This is a genomic window from Cupriavidus sp. GW822-FHT03E04 (assembly GCF_058801495.1).
Genome location: NZ_JBXANI010000011.1, coordinates 124,997 through 151,161 on the forward strand (window position 1 = coordinate 124,997; position 26,165 = coordinate 151,161).

Below are 26,165 nucleotides of genomic sequence, written 5' to 3' on the forward strand. Positions count from 1 at the left end.
TGCCGGGGCAGCGGTTGTGATCGCGCTTAGAGTAGAGATAGCGCTCAGGCCGCGCGGGGGGGCGGGCGCAGCGCCGCCAGCGACGCGTCGAGGTGCGCCAGCGTTGGGGCAAGAATCGGCAGCAAGGCTTGCGCGGTGGCGAGGTCGCCGAACTGGGCGGCGGATTCGAGCCGGCCGCAAAGCGTGACCAGGGCCCCGCACTCCAGGATCCTGGCCGAGCCCTTGATGCGGTGAGCCCCGCTGCCAAACCGCTGCCAGGCGCCATCCGCCAGCGCCGTGCGCATCATCTCGAGGTCAATGCGATTGGTCTCGACCAGGCTGTCCACCAGGTCCCTGACGATATCCGCATCACCGCCCGCGAGCGTATCGAGCAGCGTGCCGACGGCCGCGCATTCGCCGGGCGACACCGCGACAAACCCGTGCTCGGCCAGCGCGTGCGCCAGCGAGCTGACGTTGACCGGCGCGCTGAGCGTGGCATCGAAGGCGGCGCCACGGGCCGCATCAACCACGCTCGCGTCCGCGCCGGCCTGAACCACCGAAAACAACAGACTGTCCGAGGACAGGCCGAAGTCGCTGCGGGCGAGCTCGCCGGCATGGTCATCGGCCAGCCAGACCAGTGCCAGCCTGGGCGGCTCGCTTTGGACGCGCCCCGGATCCGGGCTGGCCAGGCCCACGTGCTCGACGGAAAAGCCCAGGCCCGCAAGCACGGCCGCCAGCCCGCTGATTTGCAACGCTTGCACGCCACTCTCGGTAGTACTGAGTAATAGCGCACGGATCATGTATTTGCCTCTGTGAACAACTGCATATTGTTACCCCGCTGCCAATGAGCGGCCACTGGCTGGCGTCATTGCGAAGGCGTCAGGCGGCAGCGCCGTGCTAAGTCGACCAAGTCCACCAGCGAGGTAGCCCGCAGCTTGCCCATGATGCGGGTCTTATGGCTGCTCACCGTTTTGTTGCTGATAAATAAGAGGTCTCCGATCGCCTTGTTGGACAAGCCCCTGACCAGCATCTGCAGGATGACAATCTCTTTGTCCGAGAGCAAGGCGAGCCGCTCTTCATCCGGCCGCTGGTTGAGCTGCGGCAGCTCGCGCTCATAACGCATTTCGGGAAACACCGTGTAGCCGGCCATCACCCATTCGAAGCAGCGCACGATTTCCTTCATGTCCTGCATCTTGCTGACAAAGCCCTGGGCGCCCGCCCGCCGCACCCGCGGCGCGAAGACGGCCTGGTCCTGACCCGAAATCACCAGGATCCGGATCGGCGGATAAATCCGCTTCAGGCGCGGGATCACGTCCAGCCCGCTGATACGGGGAATATCCAGGTCCAGCACGGCAAGATCGGGCTCGAACTGCCGTGCGACTTCAATGGCAGTCTGGCCGTTGTCGGCTTCCAGAATATGGCTGACCCCGAGCACTTGCGACAACTGGGTCTTGATCACCAGGCGCAGTGCGGGATGATCGTCGACGATCAGGATAATTGCCACTCGCGCTCTCCCCAAGACTGCCAAAAAAACGAACTCACCTGCGTCGGGCGACAGCCGGCAACTAAAAGGTGAAGCGCGGATTATGTGGTGAAGTTGCCCCAAAACTGGCGTGAAACTTCCGAATGAGCCGTCGGAAATTTCGCAAAGCAGAGGAAACTCACCCCTGCATCGTGCGCGGGCACGTCGTTTCGGCACTTGGGAATACCAGGAAAAGTGCTAAAAAGTCACTTTTTACGAGAGACCATACAAGGGATGGCGACGTCCCTGCGCTTTCCGTTGGGAAGTTTCCTAGGCAATCGGGGGAAAAACCTGGGGAGAAAGGCGCTAATGAAGCCCCGCAGACTGCCTGGCAACTCCGCCAGCACGGGGCCTCGGCGCAGCGGTGCCGCAGGAAATGTCTCCCCAGGCAACGACAGCGCTGAATCAAACCCCAGAATTTTCTGCTTTGGACACCATTTCCGCGCAGTTCCCGGCTCGCCCTCGCGCTTGCGGCGAAATGAGGAAATTTCTCAAACCGGCATCGCGTTCCCAGCGATACAGTCAGCAGTCACAAATCAGGAGCGCAAGGAACTCTGCCATGAGCGACGTCACCCCTCTTTGCCCACGCCAGTTGCCGGGGCCAACGGAGCGGTCCCCGCGATGCGTGCGCTGCCGCCGATTGTCGTCGTGGATCCGTGCCCATGCCGGCTAACCGCTCGTACGCCAAATCCCACATCGTCATCGCCGACGACCATCCCGTCATGCTGCTGGGCTTGAGAGGCTTGCTGGCGCAGTTCGATGGCATAGAGATCGCCGGCATCGCGAGGAACTCCACCGAAATCCTCGCGGCGCTCAGCCGGAAACCGTGTGACATCCTGCTGACGGACTACGCGATGCCAGGCGGCGCCCATGGCGACGGCCTGCACATGATCGAGTTCGTGCGGCGGCGCTATCCCGCCCTGTCGATTCTGGTGGTCACCATGCTGGACAACCCCGTGCAGATCGGCAGGCTGGTCCGGTTCGAGCGCTTGTCGGTGGTCAGCAAGCTCGACGATGCCTCGCATATCGCGGTTGGCCTGTCGCAGGTGCTCGACGGCGTGCGCTACCTGTCGCCGACGATCCGGCAACTGCTGGACAGCACCGGGCCGGACGTGGACGTGCGCTCCCGGTTCAGCGCCCTCAGCCCGCGCGAGACCGATGTGATCCGGCTCTACCTGTCGGGCATGTCCGTCAGCGAGATCGGCGTGAGTCTCGGGCGCAGCGTCAAGACCATCAGCACCCAGAAGGTGTCCGCCATGCGCAAGCTCGGGCTGCGCGGCGACCTGGATCTCTTCAGCTACGCCATCTCCGTCGGCCTGCTCGGCCGGCCCCGCAAGCGGGCCGCAGGCAAGCTGGTGCCACAGCCAAAGAACAGCGGCCCGCGATAGAGGATAGAGGAGCGCGGGCGCCCAGGCGCTGGGGGGAACAAGGGACACCTGCAAAGCGCTTTCAACGGATTCACTGGACTTTCCCATGGGGGGCGGCGACCATGGACGGGCACGTATCCCCGCTTGACGGCTGCCGTGGCGATCCGTCGAGCCCTGTCACGAACTATTCATCAGCAAGCGCCTGTCATGCCGCGCGGGCAAGGGGGCATCAAATGAACCGTCTTCGATACTCGGTGGACCTGTCGTATGAAGTCCTGGATGCCGAGGCTGACTTCCTGTTCAACATCGAAGCCGCCCGTACCGCCCGCCAGAGCATTGTTTCCGAGCGTCTGACGGTGCCGCCCGTGCTGCGCATGGACCAGTACACCGATGCCATGCTATGCAACCGGCTGATCCGGCTGCGCGCCCCCAAGGGGCATCTGGCGATCCACTATGAAGCCGTGGTCGATATCGACCATCGCCTCGACGATCCTTCGACCTTGCACGAAGTGCCGATCGCGCAACTGCCCTTCGAGGTGCTGCCCTACCTGGCGCCTAGCCGCTACTGCGAATCCGACCGCCTGATGGAGTTTGCCCTGCGGGAGTTCGGCAAGGTGCCATGGGGCTACTCGCGCATCGTGGCAATCCGGGAATGGGCGCGCAACCATGTGCGTTTCCTCTCGACGTCCACCAATGAGCGCACGTCGGCCGTGGATACGATCGTCGAGCGCATCGGCGTGTGCCGGGATTTCGCGCACCTGATGATTGCCATCTGCCGGGCGCTGAGCATTCCCGCACGCATCTCCAGCAGCCTGGACTACGGCGCGGATCCCGCGCTCGGGCCGCCGGATTTCCATGCCTTCGTGGAAGTCTTCCTGTCGGGCAGGTGGTATCTCGTCGACCCCTCCGGCACCTCCATTCCCACGGGCCTGCTGCGCATCGGCACGGGACGGGACGCGGGTGAGATCCCGTTCGCGGCGATCTTCGGCAAAGTGGAGTCCGAGCGGCCCTTCGTGCAGATCCATGCGGTGACAGATACGGCGCTCGGCCTGGAAATGCCGCTGTACACCGACTGGGGCATCTGCACCTGGTAAGGCGTGGCGGCCGGCCTATTCATTCCCGGCTGGCACCTGCGGGGGCATCCGGGGTGGCGTATCCGCCGCCACCTCCGCCAGCAGCCAGGACACGAAGACCCCGACCAACGGGCTATGCCACTTGTCCTCAAGGCAAACAAAGTAATAGGATTTGGGAGAGACATAAGTGGCGTCCAGCAACCGCACCAACCGCCCCGCCTTCAGGTCCTCCCTCACCACGTAATCGGGCAGCAGGGCGATCCCCATGCCGCTGAGCGCCGCTTGCAGCCCCATGGCCAGTGAAGCATAGCGCGGCCCGCGCAGGGCCCTGCGCTCCGCCATGCCGATCACGTCGAAGTAGCCCGCCCACGCCTCCAGCGCCTCCGCCTGGTGCAGCAGCGGCAGGTGCTCCAGCGCAGCCTGGGCGGACTCCGCCTGCGCCAGCAGTTCGGGCACGCACACCGGAAACAAGGCCAGTGGCATCACCTTGACGCCGACATGCCCTTCGGGCAGGCCCGTGCAAACCTGGATCGCGCCGTCCAGACCGGACGCACGCAGATCCACCGTGCCTGCCTTGGCGGTGACGTTGACCTGGATCTGCGGATGGGCCTTGGCAAACCCCGCCAGCCTCGGCAGCAACCAGATATTGCCTAGCGAAACCGGCACGCGCAGATCGAGCCGGCCACCGCTGCCCCTGCTTGTCAGCACCTCCAGCGTGGCTTCCTCCAGTTCGGCAATCACCTTGCGGACCGCGCGCAGATATTGCTCGCCTGCCTGGGTGGGCGAGACCGCGCCCTTGCGGCGGGTCAGCATGGGCACGCCGAGGTATTCTTCGAGCTCGGTCAACTGCTTGCTGACCGCGCTCTGCGTCAGGCATAGCTCGTCGGCCGCGCCGGTCACGCTGGCTAGCCTGACGGTAGCTTCTAGCGCCACCAGGTGGGACAGCGCGGGCAGGTGCCTGCCGTTCGTGCTTCTCATGAGGCCGTTCTGGTCGATAAAGGGTGGAGAAGATGGCGGGCATGCCGCGTGCCCGCACGAACACGCGGGCACGCGGCGGCGCCCATGGCCGCTACGCAGGCAAACGTCGAAGACGGCGGGTCAGCCGATGCGCCAGGCCGGCACCGTGCCATCCTCCGGCGCGCTCGCGCGCAGGTAGTCGCTGGTCTCGGCGCAGCGCTCCCGGTTGCTACGGCGCACCTGCAAGCCATTGAGCACGCCGCCGATCACGTTGGCGTGGGCCCGGTCCAGGTACCTGAGCGCCTCTGCCACCTTCTCCTGCGGCGTGATGTCGGCGCGCACGAACAGCAGCGTGGCGCCGGCAACGCGGCTGACCAGCGCGGCGTCGGCCACCGCGAGGATGGGGGGCGTATCCACGAGGACCAGGTCAAAGCCCGCGGCGCAGGTGAGCAGCACCTCCCGCAGGGCGGGCAGCATCAGCAGCTCGGATGGATTCGCCGGCCGCGTGCCGGCCGAGAGCAGCCACAGCCCGCCGACAGCGGTGGGCTGGATCGCATCATGCAGCGTGAGGGCCCCGCCCAGCAGGTCGGCCAGCCCCAGCGTGCCCTCCAGGCCGAACTGCCCGGCCACGCGGGCACGGCGCAGGTCGGCGTCGACCACCAGCACGCGCATGCCGGCCTCCGCCGCCAGCACGGCCAGGTTGACCGCGCCAAAGGTCTTGCCCGCGCCCACGGAGGCACTGGTGATGGCCACGATGTGGTTGGCAGCGCCGTCCATGGCGAAGTGCAGCGACGCGCGCAAGGTGCGCAGCCCCTCAACGGCCGGGGCATGCGGATACTGCCGCGCGAGCAGGTACCGGTCGTGCAGCACCGTGTCTTCATGCGCCGCGCCGGGGTGCACCGAAGCGGTGGACACGCAGTGCCGCAGGCTCGCCCGCGCCGCGTCGTCCGTGCCGCGTGCGAGCCGCACCGTCTGGCCCGGCTCGCACGCGGACAAGACCGGTGCGCGCAAGGGGCGCGGCTGCGCCAGGCTCTTGCGCTCCAGCTCGAGCTGCTCGGGGCTGAACACGACCTCGCCCACCATCGGCAACGCCAGGCTCCCCTCGATCGCGGCAGCGCTTTCCATGCCCCGGAACGCGCGGCTCTTGCGCGCCGCCAGCCCGGAGCCGGCCAACAGGCCCAGCAGCGCCGCCAGGCCCGTCACCAGCGCCCGATTCGGGCCGGCCGGCAACGCAGGTGCCACCGCAAGATCCACGAGCCGCACGTCGCTGCTCTGGTCGGACTGCGCCAGAGACAGCAACTGTGCCTGCCGGCGCAAGGACATGTACATGTCCTCGGCCACCTTCACGTCGCGGCTGAGCGCCCCCGACTCCCGCTCCGCCTCGGACAGCCCTTGGCGCCGGCTATCCATGCTGCGCCTGTCGCCGCGCAGCTGCTCGATCTGCTCGTCGATCGCCCGCACTTCCTGGCTCTGCGGCATGTAATTGCGCAGCAGGCGCGCGCGCTCGAGCCGCAGCCCGGAGATCTGCCGCTGGTACTCGATGCTGCCGCTGAGGTAGGACTGCGACTCCTGGGAAGGCTGCAATGACCCGGCGCGCGCGCGGTACCGGGCCAAGGCCGCTTCGGCCGCCTCCAGCTCGGCCTTCACGCGCGGCAGCTCGCTGGAGACGAAATCCAGCTGCTGGTTGTCCTGCTCGCGCCGATGGCCAACCTGCGTATCGACAATCGAGCGGGCCACGGCATTGACCACGGCCGCGGCATGCTCCGGGTCGGCGTCGCGCCAGACGATGCGCACCGCGTCGGCGGCTGCACCAGCGGCCGCGCCAGCCGCGCCGCCCGCCGCTCCACCATTCGGCCCGGTTGCCGTGGCCGTGCCGCGCTGCGGCTCCAGCTTGAGTCCGCGCGCCAGCAGCTCGACAGCCGTGATGGCGTCGCGGCGCATCACCACGAACTCGGTTCCCGCGCGCGCGGTGAGCTGCGCCAGCTTGAGCGAAACACCATTGCCCCGCGCGATGTCGCCGACCTTGCCCGTCAGCAGCAACGCGCCGTCCTCGCTCAGCAGGCGAAAGCGCTGGTCGCCCAGCGCCACCAGCGTCAATGGCTGGTTGAGCAGCGCGTCGGGCACGTTGAGGGCGATCAGGTCGATCCGCTCACCCCCCCAGGCGTAGGCGGACAGGCTCTCCAGCGGCGCGGCTAGCGGCGTCGACAGCGGCCTGGAAGGCTGCCCGAACTGCGCGCCACCGGCAAACCGCGCCCATAGCGCGCCGGCCACGGGCACAGTACGCGCAGCCGCGGTGATATCGAGCCGGGTTTCCCGCACCACCGGCGTCAGCACCGCGCGGCTGGTCATCGCATCCGGCCGCAGTTCGTCGGCGGGCTGCCCCGCGCTGGCCGTGCCCTGCGCATTCAGCGCAAGGCGCCTGGCAGACTCCGGGCGCACCAGTACGTCCGCCTCGTACATGGCAGGCAGCGACCACGCATACAGCGCGCCGCACAGCGCGCCAAGCAGCATGGCGGCAAGGATCCAGCCGGCATGGTCAAGCAGTGCCCGGGCCGCGCCCCAGCGCGCGCGGGAACCCGGCTGCCGCGATGCCGCGGACAAGCCCACTTCGGTAAAGGTAATCACGCTCAGCTCCCCCGCATGCACTCCATGCCCTTCATGCCCTTGATGCGCTCAGTGCGCGTGATGCGCGCACACAGCCAGCGCGCGGGCGTGTCCCACCCGTTCCGTCAAGGCCGGCCCGTCATCCCCGGTGGACAGCAAGCGCCCGTATTCGCGCCTGACGAGGCCGTAGCACTCGCAGACGTGCAGCTCCAGCCGGACCCGGTCGATCACCGTGATGTGGCCGCGGCTGTAGTGGATCAGCCCGAGATCCGCCAGTTTCCTGGCGGCCTCGGTCACGCCCTCCCGGCGCACGCCCAGCTTGGTGGCAATGACCTGCTGGGTGATGGCGATCTCGTTCGAGCAAAGGCGGTCGACGGCGAGCAGCAGCCAGCGGCAAACCTGCTGGTTAAGCGAGTGATAGCGGTTGCACACCGCGGTCTGCGCGATCTGCGTGAGCAATGCCTGCACGTACAGCAGGGTCAGCCGCAGGATTGCCGGCGAGCGCAGCAGTTCTTGCCGCAGCTTGTTCGCCGCCAGCCGGTAGCCGAACCCGGGCGTGTGCACCTCCAGCCGGTAGGGCATGGCATTGCCCCCCGTCACCACCGGGATGCCGACCATGCCCTCGTTGCCGACCGTGGCGATCTCGACGGTAGTGGCGTCCTCCAGGAAGGACAGCATGGAGACGACCGCCGTGGTCGGGAAATACACATGGTTGGTATGCTGCCCGCAATCGGTCAACAGTTGCCCGGGGCGCAGGCGCACCAGTTCGAGGTGGTTGGAGATGGCCTCCCAGTCGTCGCGCGGCAAGCCGCGCAGGAGGTGATTGACGTCCGGAGCGAATCGCTGGCTGTGCATCATGTGTTCCCCCTGCAAGACCCCAACTACCCAACTGCCTGCCCCCCAGCCCTGGTTTATTTGCCCAGTTGCTTGGTGAAGAACAGGGTCTGGATGGTCGGCGTAATCTGCTCGAGCACCCGGTTAAAGCGCACGGCATCCGACGTGCCCACATACACCACGTCGAGCGGCTCCATGCGGAACTGCGTCGACAGCAGCAAAGCATCCACCTGTGTCATGTCAAGCCGGTACACGGCTGGCTGGGTCGGGTTCTCGCGCGCGCCGCGGATCACGAAGACCTGGCGCGGGTCGGCAGCGCGGATGTCGATGCTGTTGACGCCGGCGAGCGCGTCGGCCAGCGTGAGCCGGCCCTTGTTCATCAGCAGCGAGGTCGGCTTGACCACTTCGCCCATCACGAAGATCCGACTGGAGAGCCGGTCGGGTACGTTGATGATGTCGCCGCCCTGCAAGAGGAAATCACCCACACCATTGCGCCGCTCGGTCAGCGTATCGAGGTCCAGCTCGTAGACCTTGTCGCCGCGCGTCAGCCTGACCTTCTGCACGTCGGCATCGGGCAACGTGCCGCCCGTGCGCGCAATGGCGTTGATCATCGAGAGCGGCACATCGGTGACCTGCAACGATCCCGGGTTCTTCACCAGCCCCGTGACGTCGATCCGGCTGTTGCGGTACGACACCACGCGCACGTCGACCCGCGGGTCCCGGATCTCCTTGGACAACGCCGTGGAGATCATGCTGCGCACCTGCTCCACGGTCTTTCCACCAACCCGCAGCATGCCCACGGGCGGATAGTAGACCTCGCCATTGGCGCCGACGCGAAACCCGTTCTGCTCCAGCGGCGCCTGCTGTTGCGCGCCGTCGGCGCCGGGCGCGATAGGAATAGGTTGCATGTTCGCCGCGCTGGAGCTCAGTTGCGGGTTGTACAGCACCGTGACGCCCAGCAGGTCCTGCGGGCCGATGCGGTATTCATACTTCGCGATGCTCTGGGCAAGGTTCGCGCCCGTGGCGGGTGTCACCTGGCTGTTGGTCGTAGCAACCGCGTCAATCTGGCGGGAGATCACCGCCGAGTTGATCAGTTGCACCGGGTAAGCTTCCGTACCAGTCTTGGCGCCGATGTCGTCATGCAGGCGACTCGAGTCCAGTGCCGGGCCCGGCGCCCAAGCGCATCCGCCAAGAACGGCAACGAATGCAAGAGCGGGAAAGATCCTGGTTGCCATGGCAGCGTCTCCTTGTCGTGAACCGCATTCAAGTCGTTCGAGGGCGCTGCGCCTGCAACGATCCATCTGGGGTTCCGCCCCCCCGGATAGCCGCAAGATTCGCGCCAATACCTGGTCTCTATGTACGTTAGGCCACAGTCGCGCAGGCACGCCCGCGCCCAAGCCTGGCCCCCGAAGTCACTCCTCCCGCAAGGGCTCCAGGCCCTGCGCCGCAGCCGCCATGCCCGCGCCCGCCAGCGTCATCGCTTGCTCAGGCTCGCGTGCAGGCGCCCTGCGCTGCGGCATGCCGTCGCTCGTGTAGGTCGCGCACGGCATGCCAAGCTCCCGTGCGATGTGCCCGCCCAGGCGCAATGCCAGCGCAGCAATGGTGATGGTGGGAAAATTCGCGCCGACGGTCGGGAACACCGAACTGCCGGCCACGTAGAGATTCGAGATGCCGTGGACGCGGCTATTACGGTCCACTACTCCCATTGCTGGCGAATCATGCATGCGTGTGGTGCCCATGTGGTGCCAGGTACCTTCGAGCGCGGCCGGCCAGGGCTGGCCCTCCACGGGTGGATCCAGCGTGACTTGCGCCACGCCGCTGCTTTGCAGCTCCTGCGCCAGCAGCGCAAAGGTGCGGTCAAAGGTACGCTGCACCAGGCTGCCCACGCGCCAGTGCACCCGCACTCGCGGCACGCCGAGCCGGTCGCGGTGTTCGGACAGCGTCACCCGGCTGTCCGGATCGGGATCGGCCTCCACGATAGCCTGCATCTTGACGTCGGTGATCAGCGAGCGCGGCTGCATCAGCCGGGTCAGCCCGAAGCCCACGGTGTCGACCGGATGCGCGGCCATGGTCAGCAGGTCCCGGGTGAGGCTGTGGCCTGGCTGGTCCTTCTTCAGCAGTGCCTGCTTGGTGCGGAACAGCGCCTCCGCGCCTTTGCTGCCTTCGCCATAGAACATCGAGAAGAACCACACCCGCGCATTGAGCAGGCCTTCGCGCTCCAGCACGGCGGGCTTGAGCGCGAATTGCGAGGAGACATAGGTGCCGTTGGCACTCACCGCCGCGTTCTGGTAGTGGTACTTGATGTCGTAGAGCTTGTTGCGCGCCCATCCCTTGTTGAAGCGGACACTGCCGGACATCAGCCGCGGATGGTCCATGAAATAGCGGCCCACCAGGTCCGCGCCATTGCCCAGGCCGGCAGGCTGCACCTTGTTCGATGCCAGCAGCAGGCGCGCGTTTTCGATGCCGCCCGTGGCCAGCACGAACAAGCGCGCCGCCACCTTGATGCGCCGCCCGCTGAGCGTGGCGACCGAGACCTGCGTCACCGACGTGGCATCGGCATTGGTGCCGATGTCGACCACGTTGGCGTAGAGATACACCTTGACGCGATGCGACTGTTCCAGCGGCTCGCGGTACAGCTTGCCAAAGCGGGCCGGCGGGCTGAACTGCGAGATCGTGTCGCGGATATGCTCGCCGATCAGCGGCAGGCGCCGCACGTCGGGACGGCGGATGGCTGCCTCCCAGTAAGCGGGATCGAAGTTGTTGGGCCCGAGCTTGAGCAGCGCATGGGTGCGCTCGTAATATGGGGTGAGCTCATCGAGCCCGAACGGCCAGCCGCTGTGCGCCACCCAGCTGCGCTTTTCCAGGTCCCACGGGTCCAGCGGGCGGCACCAGCCGCCCCAGCAATTGCTGCTGCCGCCGAGAAAGCGGCTACGGCTGCCATCGGCGAAGGTATAGGGCAGCCCGATGTTCTCGCCGCGATAGAGGTCGCGCGTGTCGTCGTCGGCCTTGTAGCCGCCACTCTCCAGCAAGCAGGCATCGATGCCAAGCCGCTGCATCTCCAGCGCCAGCGTGATGCCGGCCACCCCGGCGCCGATGATGCAGACGGTAGTGTGCACCACGGCGTCCTCTTCGAGCTTTCTGGTGTCGATAAACATCTACTGCTCCCCCTGTTGGCCGGTTTCAAGACGGATTGCCGCTACCCTTCCCGCTTCCATCTTCGTACGACGCCCTCGCTCGCGTGCGCCAACATTGCGCTAACCGCGGCCAAGCGCGTGCGTTGCCGGACGCATCCCGCATCCCGCATCCCGCATCAGGCATCGCGGCCCAGCCACTCGGGTTCCATCACGGCCTGCGCCGGCTCGCCGGACTGCAGCACGCGCAGCAGGTCGCGAGCCATGCTTTCCACGGTGAAGCGCCGGTTGAACGTTGCCTTGGCGCAGGCGCGCATCTGCACGCGCTGGGCGTCGTCCATGGAGAGCCAGCGCCGCAGCAGCGCCTCGCATCCCTCGACGGTGTCGGGCGCGGCAAGGCCCGCGCCGTCGCGCTCGATCTCGCGCCAGATGTTGACCTTGTCGGAGATCAGCGCGGGCACGGCGCAACCCAGCGCCTCGGCCACCGCGATGCCGAAATTCTCCTGGTGCGAGGGCAGTGCGAACACATCGCTGGCGTAGAACGCGCCCCACTTCATCTCTGCGCGCAGCATGCCGGGCCAGCTCACGCGTGCGCCGATGCCACGCGCTGCGGCCTGCGACTGCAGCCGCGGCACCCATCCCGCGCTATCGGGGCCCGCGATCACGAGGTGCGCCTGCGGGTCCAGCGCCGCCACGCGGGCAAAGGCATCGATCAGCAGGTCGCAGCCTTTCTTCTCGTGCACGCGGCCAAGAAACAAGACGATGCGCTTGCCGCGCAGCTCGGGGTATGCCGCCAGGAAGCGCTCGCGCAACGCCACGCCGTCGGCGTCGTGCTCCGGGGGCGGCGACTGCGTGCCAAGGCTAACGACCGATTCCCTGGCGCGGTACAGCCAGAAGGACTGGCTGGCCAGGCGCCGCTCTTCCTCGGCGGTAAACAACACGGCTCGCGCATCGCGCAATACGCGGTACTCGGCCCACGGCCAGTAGAGCCACTTCTTCAGGTGCTTGCGCGGGTAGGCGCGCTTGAACCAGGGATCGAGCATGCCGTGCGGGTAGACGTAGTACGGCACCTGCAGCTTGCGCAACGCGCGCCATGCGCCAAAGCCATGGTATTGCCACAGGCCGTTGATGATGACCGCGTCGAACTCCTGCGCATGCTCGCGCAGCCAGGGCACCAGCCGCGGCGAGTAGTGGTAGTAGCCGCGCGCGGGCCCCAGCACGTGCAAAGGCAAGGGGAAGTCGGCCAGGTAGGGCGCATCCGGCGGATCGAGCGACAGCACCTCCACGCGATGGCCCTGCGCGACAAGCTGGGCGCTGCCCTGGCGCACGCATTCCACAGGTCCGCCTAGCCTGGGATCGATCGATGAAAGCAGGTGAAGGATGTTCATCGGTCGACTCCTTGCGGGGCAAATCGCAGACGCTTGGGCGCACGCTCGGGCTGGTCGTCGCCGGCCGCGTTGGCAGCCGGCGCGTGGGCTATCGTTGTCAGCATCGGTGGATAGGTCCCGGGCCTGAGCGCGGGCGCCCCCGCCAGCGGGGCTCGCCTGGGCCTTCCCTGTTTTGCCTGTCGTGCCTGCCGCGCGCGTTCGGCCGCCGCGCCCTGCGCGGCGAGCTTCGCGGCCGTCGAGCGGGCCAGCTGCGCATGCGTGGCCACCAGCAGGCCCAGCGCCACGCCGTACACCACGCCGGAAAAGCGCGGGCCCAGCGGATTGCCGCCGATCGACGTGGCCGGCAGCGCCGCCAGCACCAGCAAGGCGCGGCCCATCACGGCCAGGTTGGGCGCGTTCGGCGCCACGCGCCGCCAGTGGCGATAGGCCATGCTGCCGCGATAGAGCGAGAACAGCACGATGGCGGGAAACGCGATGCCAAACAGCAAGCCGCCAGCGAACAACTGGTAGACCCAGAAGTTATGCCCCGCCGTCCACTCGTTGATGGCATAGAACTCTTTCTCGCTCATCTGCCCGGAGAGCGCCTTCAGGTAAGCGGGCGAATAACGATAGAAATGCCCGTAGCCTTTGCCGACCACGAGCGACGTCGTGTTCGAGATGACCTGGTCATACTGGTCCTTGAGCTCGGCGAGCCGGGTGGCGGTCGTCGGGTCGATGCCGGAAGCGGTTGCCTTGCCCGCCGCAATCCGCTGGGTCCAGTGCGCGGCGACGCTCGGAAACAGCGCCGAGCCAATCAACGCGGTGCCGCCTACCAGCACCGTCGTGATGACGACCGCGCGCAGCACCGCCTTGAGCAGATGGCGCAGCGACGCCGCGCTCAGCCACGTGGCAAAGCAGAACAGCAACGCCGTGCCGACCAGCAAGCTGCGCGTGACGCTGAGCATCTCGATGGTCACGGTGCCGATGAACAGCAGCACGGTGAACCTGGTCACGCGCCTGGCAATGACGAACTCGTGCAGCAGCACGCCCTGCGTCGCCAGAAAGACCACCGAGACAATGCGAAAGCGCACCGTCTCCAGCCCGCCCCCCACCGCCATGCCATAGGCAAAGCTGAACAGCAGCGACGTCACCATGGCGGCGAACATCGCCGACTCGATCTGCGTCAGGCGCTCTTGCGGCCACGGATGGCGCGCGGCCAGGTAGCCGATCAGGAACAGCATGAACGGCAACAGCACGCGCAGGTAATTGCCAACATCGTTGCCCTGGATCAATTGCGGGACGATGCTGCCCGGCACGGTCAGCAGCAACGCGGCCATGACCGCCGAGCTCAACCGGGTGCGCGTGACAAAGCGCGGCGCGATCAAGGCCAGGGCAATGCCCGCCGCGATCACCGGCAAGGTCAGCAGGATCTGCGTCAGGCGGCTGCCGTTTTCATCGACGCTTTTGAAATCCACTGCCAGCGGGCATAGCATCAGCCATATCCAGATGGTCGCGAAGCGGTTGCGCATGGCGGGCCCTCCTTCATCCGTTGGAGGCTTGCACCGGCACGGCCGGTGCCTGGGCCGCCGATGCGGGCGGCGGCACAGGCGGCACCACGGAAAGCACTGCGGGCAGCACTACGCGCGGGCGCGCCAGCCGGCGCCGCAACTGCCGGCGCATCGGTTCCTCGACATAGCGGTAGATGGCCAGGCTCAGCAAGATAGACAGCGCCACCGCCAGCCAGCCGGCCTGCTGGCGCCAGCCGGCCAGGTAAGCCATGCGCGCCAGCGGTACGTGAATCAGGTAGAGCGCGAAGCTGGCTTCACCAAGCGACACCAGCCAGCGCCGGTGCAGCACGCCTGCCACCGGCCGCTCCAGCAAGGCAAGGCCAAGGATCAGCGCGCCAAAGAACGGCGCCTGCAGGTAGAAGGCGGGACTGAGCGGGCGCAGCACCGCCAGCGCGCCGATCGCGCAAACCGCCACCGCCACCAGGGCCATGCCGAGCGCGTGCCGGCTGCCGCCGGCGCCACGCAGCCGCGCGTAGGCAATGCCCGCGCAGACACCGAGCACGAACTCGAAAAGGTGGGTCAGCGGAAACTGCGCCACCAGAAAGCCATGCCGCGACGGCGGCAGCACCGCCAGCAGCAGCGCGATCCAGGCACCTTGCAACAGCCACAGCGCCAGGCACAGCAGCGCCAGCGCGCCGCTGCCACGCTTTTCCAGCCGGCGTAGCAGCAACGGAAACAAGGCGTAGAAGAAGGCCTCGCAGGAGATGCTCCAGGCCGGTCCGTTCCATGGCTGGTTGAGCGCCGAGAACGGCAGCCACGCGGTCAGCGCCAGCAACTGGGCAACGAGGCTCACCGCCAGCATCGCGACGTACGACCCCTTGAGCCCATACCACTCGCGCAACAGCTCGCTGTCGCCCGTATGCAAGAGCCACACCGTCACCGGCAGCGACAACAGCAGCGACAGCACCAGCACCGGGTAGATCCTGGCGAAGCGCGCGGCGTAGAACGCGGCAGCGCCGCCTGGCAGGCCGATCTTGTCCCGGTAGGTGAAGGTCAGCACAAAGCCGGACAGCACGAAGAACAGCGAGACAGCCGGCCGGCCGCCGTCGGCCAGTTGCAGGAACCACACCGGGCCGTTGAGCACGCCGATCTCGGTGAAGTGGCAGAGCACGACGGTCAGCGCCGCCAGGAAGCGGATGCTGGTGAGCGCGGGCAAAGTCCCCACGGCGTGGCTTGCCGTCGCCGTGCCGTAAGGCCGCGCTGCCGCTCGGCCTTGTGCTGGCGCCGCGCCTGGTTGTGTCGCTGACATGCTTCACCTCCCCTGTCTTTTTTTTGCACTTGGTTCTGCGCCTGCTTTCTTGTTGTTGCGTGCGCGACGCCCGGCCTACGCCGCCTACCGCACCTACCGCACCTACAGCACCTACTCCACCTTCTCCGGCTGCAATACGTTGGCCGGGAGTTCGTCCCCGACGCGGGGCTCCCCCGCCGCGGGCCGGGCCGAGCCTTCTCCACACAACGCGCGCAGCCTGGCGTCGAAGCGGGACAGCACGGCGGCGGCGGACAGCGTGGCCTCGGCGTAGCCGCGCGCCGCGGCCCCTAGCTCCGCACGCAGCGCGGGCGATGCCGCGAGCCGCTTGATGGCGCCCGCCAGGGCCTCGACGTCGTCCGGGGGCACCGCAACCCCGCGCGGCGATACCGCCGCGAACAACTCGGTCCCCGGCAGCGCCATGGCGACGATGGCGCGCCCGCTGGCAAACATGCCGGTCAGCTTGGAGGGCATGACCAGGTCGGCCGCATCGCCACGCTGGGGCAGCACATGGATGTCCGCCAGGTTCAACAGCTCGTTAAGCCGGTCGACGGGCTGCAGCGGCAGGAAGCGGCAGTTGTCCAGCCCGGCGCAGTGGGTTTCCAGCATGGCCCGGGCCGGGCCGTTGCCGCAGAAGACAAAGGTGATGCCGGCATTGCCGGCCAGTGCGGCAACCGCGCACACCAGGATTTCCAGGCCTTGCTTCTCGCCCATGTTGCCCGCATAGAGCACCACCTTCTGGTCCGGCGCAATGCCGAGCTCCTCGCGATAGGTGCTGGGCCGCTCCAGCGGGTAGATGGCGGTGGTGTCCACCCAGTTGGGCAGGCGGAACACGCGCGTGCTGGCCACGCCCTTGCGCACCGCATGCTCGGCCATCTTCTCCGAGATGGTGGACACCACGTCGAAGCGGCGCATCAGGAGACGCTCCGTGGCAAGCGCCGCGCGCCGCAGCCTTGCGCCTTTAAGCATGCCCAGCTCGAAGGCAGCATCGACTTCATAGTCCTGCACGTGGAGCCAGGTCCTGGCGCCGGCCAGGCGCGCCACCATCCATGTGGCGGGCACGCTCATCAAGTTGGGGGCAATCGCCATCACGGCGTCCGGGCGCCATAGCACCTGCCTGAGCAAGGACGGCAGCGCGCCAAGCGCGAAGCTGGCGAGATGCAGCAGGCGCGTAGCGCCGGTCGGGCGCGCGGGCACCCACAACGGCGCGCGATGCACCTGCACGCCGCCGCGCAGCTCGCGGGTGTAGCGCCAGGCGGAATATCCCTCGCCCACGCGCCAGCCGGGGTAGTAAGGGGGCGCGCAGACCACGCGGACCTCATGCCCGCTGGCGGCCAGCGCTTCGGCCATCTCGGCGGTGTATTTGCCGATTCCGGTCAACTCCGGCGCATAGTTCTGTCCGCAGATCAGGATTCTCACGGGACTCTCCATTCGGTTCTGCGTGTGTCACTCCGGCAACGTGACGCCTTCCTCCCGGCCAGCCGGCCGACCAGGGAGCGCTGCGCATGCAGCGAACACGCGCAACCCTCCCTGCAATGGCCGCAAAGGCCATCGCAAGGTCAAGACACGCGGCAGGAAGAAAAGCGGGCTGGTCCTGGCTGGGTCCTGGCTTAGGTCTGCACGCCCGTTCGCTGATGCACTTCCGGCTCGCTCAGCATCGCGGCGCAGCCGCGCGCGATATTCGACGCGGCGTTCGCCGGATCGAAGCGCCGGATCACGGACAGGCACCGCTCCGCGGTGGCCTGGGTATCCGCGAACGCCGCCACCGCGCGGGTCATGCCGGCCTGCAGCGCGGCGGCGCTGCGCGCCGGCACCGCAAACCCGGTCTCGCCTTCGAGCACCAGTTCCGGCACGCAGCCGCAGTTCTCGCTGACCACCGCCGGGCAGCCATGGGCGAGCGCCTCGTTGACCACCAGGCCCCACGGCTCGCTATGGCTGGGCAAGACCATGCAGGCCGCCCGGTAGTACTCCTTGGACAAGCCTTCGTCCTGCAGGCTGCCGACCTGGCATACCGCGGCCTCAAGGCCGAGCTCCGCCGCCATCTGGCGCAGGGTGCCTGACATCGGCCCGGTGCCGACCAGCCGCAGCGTTGCCGACGGCATCGTCTTGTGCACGCCGGCGAAGGCTTCCAGCAGGGTGTCCAGCCCCTTTTCTTCCGACAGGCGGCCCACATACAGGAACACAGGCGCACCGTCGGCGCGGTGCTTCAGGCGCTGCTGCAGGGCTTGCTCCGGCTTGTAGGTGGCCGGCATGGCGGCCGCCTGGCAGGGCGTGAAGATCCGCTCCGGCTTGGCGCCGAGCGACATCAGGTATTCGCGGCTGCGCTCGCCAAAACCGAAGTAGCCGTGGCACAGCGAGAAGAACACGCGCTTGGGAATGGAGGTCAGCATGCGCCGCGGCCGGTCCCGCCCGGTGGAGTCGCAAAACACCGCGCGCCGCTTGCCGGTGACGATGCAGGCCAGCAGCATCGCCCAGTATTCCGGGCGGTGGTAGCCCGGCAGCACCACCAGCTCACCCTTGGCCTTGAGCACTTCCCAGGTCAGGCGCGCAGTCATCTTCCAGCGCGGCACATCCTCATAGCAGCCGGCGTACAGCTGGTGCATGGGATAGTTGTGAAACGAGTAGTCGACGTCCGAGAAGCCGAGCCGGAAGTGCTCCGTCTCCGCGATCTGCACCATGTCGTAATGGATCGAGCTTGCCGCAGACTGGCTGTGCAACGCCGAGAACACCGCGCCCTTGTGGCGCGACCAGACTACGTTGTGGAATATCGTGACTGAGCCTGACATTGTTATCTCCTGTTTGCGGTCACTCGATAACGGCACCGGAGAGCGCTGTTGCCCCTGCCTGCTCGACCCTGGGCAACCCCTCTTCCATGCGCCGCGAATACTCCTGGTAGATGGCGGAAATCCCTTCATCAAGGCCGATCGCGGGCCGCCAGCCGATCTGCCCCAGTTTCGAAACATCAAGCAGCTTGCAAGGCGTGCCGTCCGGCTTGGAGGTATCGAACACAAGTTCGCCCTCGAAGCCGGCAATGCGGCAGATCCGCTCCGCCAGCTCGCGGATCGGCAAGTCCCGGCCCGTGCCTACGTTGAATACGCCTTGCGGCACCTCGCGCTCCAGCAGGAACAGCGTGGCCGACGCGAGGTCATCCACATGCAGGAACTCGCGGCGCGGCTTGCCGGTGCCCCAGATGGTCATGCTTGGGGCGCCTTGCCGGGTTGCCGTGCAGGCCTTGCTGATCAGCGCCGGCAGCACGTGGCTGGTGGCGAGGTCGTAGTTGTCGTTGGGGCCGTACAGGTTGGTCGGCATGACCGAGAGATAGCGGGTGCCGAACTGCCGGTTGTAGGCCTCGCAGAGTTTCAGCCCGGCGATCTTGGCGATGGCGTAGGCCTCGTTGGTGGGCTCCAGCGCGCCCGTCAGCAGGTACTCCTCGCGGATCGGCTGCGCGCAGTCGCGTGGATAGATGCAGGAAGAGCCAAAGAACACCAGCCGCCCCACACCTGCCTGGTACGCGGCGTGGATCACGTTGGTCTCGATGACCAGGTTCTCGTATAGGAAGCTGGCCGGCCGCGTGGCATTGGCAAGGATGCCGCCGACGCGCGCAGCGGCAAGCAGCACCACCTCGATGCCCTCGTCGGCAAAGAAGCGGTGCACCGCGCCCTGGTCCGTCAGGTCCAGCTCGGCGCGGTCCCGCGTCACCAGGTTGCGGTAGCCATCGGCCCGCAGGCGCCGCACCAGCGCGGAGCCCACCATGCCGTTGTGGCCTGCGATAAAGAAGACGGTGTTCTTGTCCATGGCGCTTACTCGTGGTGTTCCAGCGCCTGGAAGCCGGCCAGCGTCACCAGCGCATCGCGCCGGGCAATCTGGAAGTCGGAGCGGACCATCTCCTTGACCAGCTTGGAGAACGGCGTACGCGGCGCCCAGCCCAGCTTGGCATGGGCCTTGGACGGGTCGCCCAGCAAGGTCTCCACCTCGGTGGGCCGGAAATACGCCGGATCCACGCGCACGATCACCTTGCCCGGGGTGAGCTTGGTTTCCTTGCCCCTGACAGACTCCACGATCCCGACCTCATCCACGCCGCTGCCCTCGAATCGCACGGTGACGCCTAGCTCGGCGGCGGCGCACTGGACGAACTCGCGCACGCTGTACTGCTCGCCGCTGGCAATCACGAAGTCCTCCGGCTGGTCCTGCTGCAGCATCAGCCATTGCATCTCCACATAGTCGCGCGCATGGCCCCAGTCACGCAGCGCGGACAGGTTGCCCAGGTAGAACTCGTCCTGCAGCCCGACCGCGATGCGCGAGATCGCCCGCGTGATCTTGCGGGTGACGAAGGTCTCGCCGCGCACCGGAGACTCATGATTGAAGAGGATGCCGTTGCAGGCGTACATGCCGTAGGCCTCGCGATAGTTGACCGTGATCCAGTAGGCATAGAGCTTGGCCACCGCGTAGGGGCTGCGCGGATAGAACGGCGTGGTCTCCTTCTGCGGGATCTCCTGCACCAGCCCGTACAGCTCGGAGGTGGAAGCCTGGTAGAAGCGTGTTTTTTTCTGCAGCCCGAGGATGCGGATGGCCTCCAGGATGCGCAGCGTGCCAAGGCCGTCGGCATTGGCCGTGTACTCGGGTTCCTCGAACGAGACGGCCACATGGCTCTGGGCCGCCAGGTTGTAGATCTCGTCGGGCATCACCTGCTGGATGACGCGCAGCATGCTGGTGGCATCCGTCAGGTCACCGTGGTGCAGGAAGAAGTGCCGGTCGGGATCGTGCCGCTCGCGGTAAAGATGATCGATGCGGTCTGTATTGAACAGGGAGGTGCGGCGCTTGATGCCGTGCACGTCGTATCCCTTTTCGAGCAGCAACTCAGCCAGATAGGAACCGTCCTGCCCGGTAACACCAGTGATCAGAGCAACCTTGCGCGTCATTGTCGTTCTCCCGCCTTGCGTTGGTAATGCTTGGTATGGATGTCGAGTCAGCGGCCCCCCTCGGCCCTACTTCACCCGTCCTTCGTAGCCGTAGTACTCGGTGTAGCCCGTGCGCAGCAGCAGTGGCGGCTTGGGGACATCGGTCAGCAGCACGCCATGCAGCGTCACGCCGCCGTTGGCCAGGCGCCGCGCGGTCTCGGTGACCTCGGCCGCGGAATGCCGGCCGTGGCGTACCACCAGCAAGGTGGTGCCCGCGTGCCGCCCGAGCAGCGTGGCATCCGTGACCGCGAGCACAGGCGGCGTGTCGATGATGACCATGTCGTAGCGTTGCTTGAACAGGTCCAGCATGGCGTGAAAGCGATCGCTCATCAGCAGCTCCGCCGGATCGGGCGGCAAGCTGCCGCGGGTCAGCACATCCAGGCCCGGCAGCACCTCGCGGATCACCACGGAGTCGATGTCCGTGCCCATCAGCGTGTCCGACAGTCCCGGCACCTGCGACAGCCCGAAGTGCACATGAACCTCGCCGCGCCGCATGTCGCCGTCGATCAGCAGCACGCGCTTGCGCCCGGACGCGACCAGCGCGGCCAGGTTCACGGACAGGAACGACTTGCCGGCATCCTGGCGCGAGCCGGTCAGCATCACGACGTTGTTGCGGGCGGTGTGCAGCGCGTACTGCAGCGTGGTGCGCAAGGCGCGCACGCCTTCCACGGCGATATCGTCCGGCGCGCGTGCCGCCAGCACGCCCAGCCCGCTGCTGCCGGAGGCGCGCAGCTCGCGCTGCAGGCGCAGCTGCGTCTGGCTGCGCGGCACCACCGCGCAGACCGGCACGCCCAGCATCCGCTCGATCTCTTCCGGATGCTCCACGCCGCCATACAGGGCCTTGCGCAGGAACGCCAGCAAGGCCCCCAGCACCAGGCCGATGCCGCCGCTGATCAGCACCAGCATGGCGCGTTGCGGGCGGATCGGGTCGTCCGCGGGTTCGGCGAAGTCCACCACGCGCACGTTGCCGACCTGGCCCGCCTTGACGATGCGCAGTTGCTGCGCGTTGTTGAGCAGGTTGGTATAGAGCTCGGTATCCACGCGCACGTCCCGCTCCAGCCGCAGTGCGGTCTGCTCGGTATCCGGCAACACGGAGACACTGCGGCGCAGCGTGCTTTGCTGCGCGCTCAGCGTTTCGATCTGTGCCATCAGCGCCACCACCGCCGGGTTGGCGTCGGTGTAGTGCGTGCGGATCTCGGCCAGCCGCGTCTGCAAGCGGGCCAGGCTGGTCTTGTTCTCCACGATCTGCTGCAGCAGCAGCCGGCTTTCCTCGCCGAGGTTGACGGTGCCCTGCCGATTGCGAAAGGAGTTGTAGCGCTCCTCCGCCAGGTCTAGCTCCTTGCGCAGCGCCGGCAGTTGCTGGTCCAGGAACGCCAGCGTGTGCTCGGCTTCGGCGGAGCGCCGCCCAATGTCCTGCTGCACGAACTGGCGCGCGACGGTGTTGACGATGTCCGCGGTGAGCTTGGGGTCCGGCCCTTCCAGGCTGGCGCGGATGATGCCGGACTGCAGGGCGGACTCGGCCACCGCGAGCGCGCGCTGGATACGCTCCACCGTGCCGATGGTGGATGCGCGCACCAGTTCGAACTGCGACCCGCTGCGCCCGACCAGCGCATCCACGCGGATGCGCACGGGGCCAAGCGCGGTGGTGCCTTCGGCCTCCTCGCCCACCCGGCCCTGCAGCACCGTATTGCCTTCGGGATCCCGCAGGGTATAGGTGTGCGCGCTGTCGGCGATCAGCTTGAACACCTTGCCGTAGTACTTCTGCGGCGTGTCGAGCCGCGAGATCGTGATGGATTCCGCGCCCCATGCGTACTGCGACAGGCCGAGCAGTTCCGTGGGCGGTGCCAGCCCGCTGTTGTACGCGGCCAGCCACGCGCCGATCACCGGGAAGTAGCGCGGCCTGGCCGCGATATCCAGATGCAGCTTGCGCACCGCCTCCTCCACCACCAGCCGGGACCGGATCAGCTCGATCTCGGCCGCCGTGGAGGAGTTGGGATCGAAGATCGACGACAGCGTCTGCAGCGACGAGCCCTGGTTGGCATTGGCGGCGTTGCCGCCCTTGCTCTCCTCCACCTGGATCATGGCGTCGGCGCGGTAGACCGGTTTCTGCAGCAAGGCATAGACGGTGCCCAGCACCAGCGCCAGCAGGGTGATGGCAGCAATCATGCGCCAGTGGTCGACCAGCGTCACCAGGTAGTCGGACAGCCGAAGCTCGGCCGGGCCGGAGACATCGGTGTATTGGGTTTCGAATGAGGTAGCCATGTCTTGTTGACTTCCATCTAACGATCGCTTCCCGCCGGCAACGCGCTAGCGCCTGCCGCGGCCCTGTCCTTGCGCTCCGTACGGCTCAGTACGGCTCAGTACGCGTTGCGATGCACCAGGCCCTTGACCACCGTGGCGGCGATGATCCGCATATCGAGCGCGAACGACCAGTTGCCCAGGTAGTACAGGTCGCAGGCGATGCGGCCCTCCATCTTCTCGATGCGATCCGTCTCGCCGCGGTAGCCATTTACCTGGGCCCAGCCGGTAATGCCGGGCTTGACGCGGTAGCGGTGGATGTAGCCGCTGACCAGCTTCTGGTACTGGTCGTCATGCTCGATGGCATGCGGGCGCGGCCCCACCACCGACATGTCGCCGCGCAGCACGTTGAAGAACTGCGGCAACTCATCCAGGCTGGTACGCCGCAGGAACGCGCCCACGCGCGTGATGCGCGGATCGTTGCGCTTGGCCTGGGTCACCACGCCGGCCGCCTCGGCATGCGTGCGCATGGAGCGGAACTTGTAGATGGTGAAGATGCGCCCGTCGGTGCTCTTGCGCTTTTGCTTGAACAGCACCGGCCCGCGCGACGACAGCTTGACGGCAATGGCGATCGCGATCAGCAGCGGCGACAGGCCGATCAGCGCGGCTGCGGCGAAAAGGCGGTCGAACACGTCCTTCTGGCGCAGCGCGGAGGCCGATAGCGGCGACGCCACCAGGTTGATCGCGGGCATGCCGATCAGCTCGATGGTGCCGCTGTCGAACAACGCCAGGCTGTGCAGGTCCGGCATGAAGCGGACGTTGACCAGTTCGTCGCGGAACTCCTCCACGAACTCCAGGATGACGCGCTCCTCGGACAGCGGCAGCGCCAGCCACAGTTCATGGATATCCTGCGAGCGGATATAGCGATGGAAGGCGGCGCGATCGTCGAACGTCGGCACCTTCGCATTGAGGCTGCCACCCTGCGGCGCCACGTTGAACGCCGCCACCACGCGAAAGCCGGAGGCAGGCGCGGCCACGCCGCGCCGGATGACCGCGCTGCAGTGCGCACCGCAGCCAACCACGGCGACCTTGTGCAGGTTCATGCCTGCGCTGCGTACCTGGCCCAGCACCGCATGGGTCATCAGGCGCGACACGATCAGCATGGCGCCGGTGGAGCCCGTCCAGTAGACGAACCACAGGCGCGAGACGATGTCGATATGGTGCAACGAGAACAACACCATGACGCCGCTGAACTGCACCAGCAGCCAGGCCAGCGCGATATGTCCGGCCAGCCCGATCTTGGAGCGTCCGCGCCAGGACTCGTAGATGCCGAAGGCAGGAAACAACGCCAGCGTGAACGCGACGCAGAGCGCGATGAACACGTCGTAGAACGTGCGCTGCGACATGTCGTTGAAGCGCATGTGCGAGGCAATCGCGGCACCGGCAAACACCAGCGCGACATCCAGAAGGCGCGCCAGCAACCCTTCAATCTTGAGCATGTTCCTCTCCCCGTTCTTCCCAGCCCTTCACGTTTCTTCACCACTCGTTGCCTGACTTCCTTCTTGACTTCCCTCATGTCGCTTTCCAGCGCGCCACGCCACGTATTCCTGGCGCGCCGCACGCGACCTCCCCATGGTCGCGTCCGGCGGCGCCCGCGTGGCCCGGCGGTCCTTCGTTCCTCGTCCCTTGGTCCTTACGCTTGTGGTCCCGGGCAACGGCCGTAGGTATCGTCGACGCGCACGATGTCGTCTTCACCCAGGTAGCCGCCGGACTGGATCTCGATGATCTCCAGCGGGAGCTTTCCCGGGTTCTCCAGGCGATGCAGCACGCCGAGCGGAATAAAGGTGGACTGGTTCTCACTGAGCAGGAATTGCTCCTCGCCACGCGTGACCATCGCGGTGCCGCTGACCACCACCCAATGCTCGGCGCGATGGTGATGCAGCTGCAGCGACAGGCGCGCGCCCGGCTGGACCACGATGCGCTTGACCTGAAAGCGATCGCCATGCTCGATGGAGTCATAGAAGCCCCAGGGCCTGCGTACCTTGCGGTGCGTGTCGGCCTCCGGCGCGTGCAGGATCTTCATGCGCGCGACCACATCCTTGACGTCCTGCACATGCGAACGATCCACGACCAGCACCGCGTCGGCTGTCTCCACCACCACGATGTTGCTGGTCCCGACGCATGCCACCAGGCGCCCGTCGGAATGGACATAGCTGGAGTGCGCGCCTTCGAACACCACACGGCCGCGCCCGGCGTTGCCTTCGGCGTCCTTGTCCATGGCATCCCACACGGCGTCCCACGAGCCCAGGTCCGACCAGCCCGCCTCCAGTGGCACCACCACGCCCCGGCACGGCGAGGCCGGGTTGTCCAGGCGCTCCATCACGGCGTAGTCGATCGAGTCCGACGGGCTCAGGAAGAACTGCCGCGACGCGGGCCGGAAGAACAGGCCCTCTTGCTTGCCTTCGGCCACCGACGCGACGCACATCTCGTGGATCGCGGGATGCAATGCCTCGATCGCCCTCATCCAGACCGTGGCGCGCACGACAAAGATGCCGCTGTTCCACCAGTAGTTGCCACTGGCCACGTACTGCGCGGCAAGCTCGATGGCAGGCTTCTCGACAAAGCGCTCCATGTGGCGCACGCCATCGGGCAGCATCTCGCCAAGCTTGATGTAGCCATAGCCCGTGTCGGGCCGCGTGGGCGGCACGCCAAGGGTGACGATGGCCCCCTCGCTGGCATGGGCGGCCGCGATCGACAGCGCCCGGTGAAAGGCGCCGGCATCGGCAATCGCGTGGTCGGCCGGCATGACCACCAGGATTGCGTCCTGGCCGTCGGCCAGCGCCAGCGATGCGGCCAGCGTGAGCGCGGGCGCCGTATTGCGCCGGACCGGCTCCACCACCAGCCGGCCTTGCATGCCGCTGGCCTGCAATTGTTCGCTGGTGATAAAGCGATGCTCGTCGCCGCAGACGATGATGGCGCTGGGCTCGATCTCGTGGCCGGCGGAGAAGCCCTGCATGCGCAGCAGCGTGGACTGCAGCAGCGAGTCCTTGCCCACCAGGTCGATCAGCTGCTTGGGGAAATGTTCTCGCGACAGCGGCCACAGCCGCGTGCCCGCACCGCCGGCCAGCACCACGGGCGCAATGCGCAAGCGCACGGGCGCGCCCGGCGCCGCCGCGGCGGTGTCCCCGGGTTGCACGGCAACAGGCTCCAGCACTTTATTCGACATGATCCAGCCCTCCCTGGTCGGGCGCCGCGCTCTTGCGCAAGCGGCCCGTGGCGCCAATCGTCTACGCGGGGCAATGCGCGGACCTGCTGGCCCGC

General features: G+C 67.0%; 19 protein-coding genes. 2 read left to right on the forward strand and 17 right to left on the reverse strand.

Features of this window, described 5'->3' with window-relative positions:
- Positions 1 to 44: 44 nt before the first annotated feature.
- Positions 45 to 740, reverse strand: a complete 696-nt coding sequence (locus AC1RQC_RS17505; protein ID WP_492371800.1) for an Hpt domain-containing protein — start codon at positions 738 to 740, stop codon at positions 45 to 47.
- A gap of 104 nt (positions 741 to 844) precedes the next feature.
- Positions 845 to 1,483: a response regulator gene (locus AC1RQC_RS17510; RefSeq protein WP_492371801.1), complete on the reverse strand. Its 639-nt coding sequence runs from the start codon at positions 1,481 to 1,483 to the stop codon at positions 845 to 847.
- A 680-nt stretch (positions 1,484 to 2,163) separates the two neighbouring features.
- On the opposite strand from AC1RQC_RS17510, the gene AC1RQC_RS17515 reads away from it, so the two are divergent.
- Both AC1RQC_RS17515 and AC1RQC_RS17520 read left to right on the forward strand, forming a co-directional pair.
- Positions 2,164 to 2,889 carry a response regulator gene (locus AC1RQC_RS17515; protein WP_492371802.1) on the forward strand — a complete coding sequence of 242 codons (726 nt, stop codon included), beginning with the start codon at positions 2,164 to 2,166 and terminating at the stop codon, positions 2,887 to 2,889.
- Positions 2,890 to 3,101: 212 nt separating this feature from the next.
- Positions 3,102 to 3,962: a transglutaminase-like domain-containing protein gene (locus AC1RQC_RS17520; protein ID WP_492371803.1), complete on the forward strand. Its 861-nt coding sequence runs from the start codon at positions 3,102 to 3,104 to the stop codon at positions 3,960 to 3,962.
- Between the two features lie 15 nt (positions 3,963 to 3,977).
- On the opposite strand, the gene AC1RQC_RS17525 is transcribed toward AC1RQC_RS17520, so the two are convergent.
- The 15 genes from AC1RQC_RS17525 to AC1RQC_RS17595 form a co-directional block, all read right to left on the reverse strand.
- A complete protein-coding gene (locus AC1RQC_RS17525; protein ID WP_492371804.1) occupies positions 3,978 to 4,919 on the reverse strand; it encodes a LysR substrate-binding domain-containing protein in 942 nt (313 codons plus the stop codon).
- 120 nt (positions 4,920 to 5,039) lie between these two features.
- Entirely contained in the window at positions 5,040 to 7,523 is a 2,484-nt protein-coding gene (locus AC1RQC_RS17530; RefSeq protein WP_492371805.1) for a polysaccharide biosynthesis tyrosine autokinase, read from the reverse strand.
- 48 nt (positions 7,524 to 7,571) lie between these two features.
- Positions 7,572 to 8,357 carry a Crp/Fnr family transcriptional regulator gene (locus tag AC1RQC_RS17535; RefSeq protein WP_492371848.1) on the reverse strand — a complete coding sequence of 262 codons (786 nt, stop codon included), beginning with the start codon at positions 8,355 to 8,357 and terminating at the stop codon, positions 7,572 to 7,574.
- Between the two features lie 56 nt (positions 8,358 to 8,413).
- On the reverse strand, positions 8,414 to 9,571 hold the full coding sequence (locus AC1RQC_RS17540; RefSeq protein WP_492371806.1) for a polysaccharide biosynthesis/export family protein: 1,158 nt from the start codon (positions 9,569 to 9,571) through the stop codon (positions 8,414 to 8,416).
- Between the two features lie 177 nt (positions 9,572 to 9,748).
- Positions 9,749 to 11,491, reverse strand: coding sequence for an FAD-dependent oxidoreductase (locus tag AC1RQC_RS17545; RefSeq protein WP_492811796.1), 1,743 nt, complete (start codon positions 11,489 to 11,491; stop codon positions 9,749 to 9,751).
- 155 nt (positions 11,492 to 11,646) lie between these two features.
- The gene (locus tag AC1RQC_RS17550; RefSeq protein WP_174424572.1) at positions 11,647 to 12,855 is read right to left on the reverse strand and encodes a glycosyltransferase; all 1,209 of its coding nucleotides are present in this window, start codon (positions 12,853 to 12,855) and stop codon (positions 11,647 to 11,649) included.
- A complete protein-coding gene (locus AC1RQC_RS17555) occupies positions 12,852 to 14,363 on the reverse strand; it encodes a hypothetical protein (RefSeq protein ID WP_492371808.1) in 1,512 nt (503 codons plus the stop codon). Before AC1RQC_RS17555 ends, AC1RQC_RS17550 begins: the two co-directional genes overlap by 4 nt.
- Before the next feature lie 13 nt (positions 14,364 to 14,376).
- Complete coding sequence (locus AC1RQC_RS17560; RefSeq protein ID WP_492884145.1) at positions 14,377 to 15,651, reverse strand: acyltransferase family protein; 1,275 nt, start codon at positions 15,649 to 15,651, stop codon at positions 14,377 to 14,379.
- Between the two features lie 111 nt (positions 15,652 to 15,762).
- Positions 15,763 to 17,067 (reverse strand): glycosyltransferase WbuB, encoded by a 1,305-nt coding sequence (locus AC1RQC_RS17565; RefSeq protein ID WP_492811799.1) that lies wholly within the window; start codon positions 17,065 to 17,067, stop codon positions 15,763 to 15,765.
- Positions 17,068 to 17,258: 191 nt separating this feature from the next.
- Positions 17,259 to 18,434 carry a glycosyltransferase family 4 protein gene (locus AC1RQC_RS17570; RefSeq protein ID WP_492371811.1) on the reverse strand — a complete coding sequence of 392 codons (1,176 nt, stop codon included), beginning with the start codon at positions 18,432 to 18,434 and terminating at the stop codon, positions 17,259 to 17,261.
- A 19-nt stretch (positions 18,435 to 18,453) separates the two neighbouring features.
- Positions 18,454 to 19,443 (reverse strand): GDP-L-fucose synthase family protein, encoded by a 990-nt coding sequence (locus AC1RQC_RS17575; protein ID WP_492371812.1) that lies wholly within the window; start codon positions 19,441 to 19,443, stop codon positions 18,454 to 18,456.
- A gap of 5 nt (positions 19,444 to 19,448) precedes the next feature.
- Entirely contained in the window at positions 19,449 to 20,567 is a 1,119-nt protein-coding gene (gene gmd, locus AC1RQC_RS17580) for a GDP-mannose 4,6-dehydratase (protein WP_492371813.1), read from the reverse strand.
- Positions 20,568 to 20,633: 66 nt separating this feature from the next.
- The gene (locus tag AC1RQC_RS17585; protein WP_492371814.1) at positions 20,634 to 22,868 is read right to left on the reverse strand and encodes a polysaccharide biosynthesis tyrosine autokinase; all 2,235 of its coding nucleotides are present in this window, start codon (positions 22,866 to 22,868) and stop codon (positions 20,634 to 20,636) included.
- Between the two features lie 95 nt (positions 22,869 to 22,963).
- On the reverse strand, positions 22,964 to 24,343 hold the full coding sequence (locus AC1RQC_RS17590) for an undecaprenyl-phosphate glucose phosphotransferase (RefSeq protein WP_492811801.1): 1,380 nt from the start codon (positions 24,341 to 24,343) through the stop codon (positions 22,964 to 22,966).
- A 194-nt stretch (positions 24,344 to 24,537) separates the two neighbouring features.
- Entirely contained in the window at positions 24,538 to 26,070 is a 1,533-nt protein-coding gene (locus tag AC1RQC_RS17595) for a mannose-1-phosphate guanylyltransferase/mannose-6-phosphate isomerase (protein ID WP_492371815.1), read from the reverse strand.
- Positions 26,071 to 26,165: the final 95 nt, after the last annotated feature.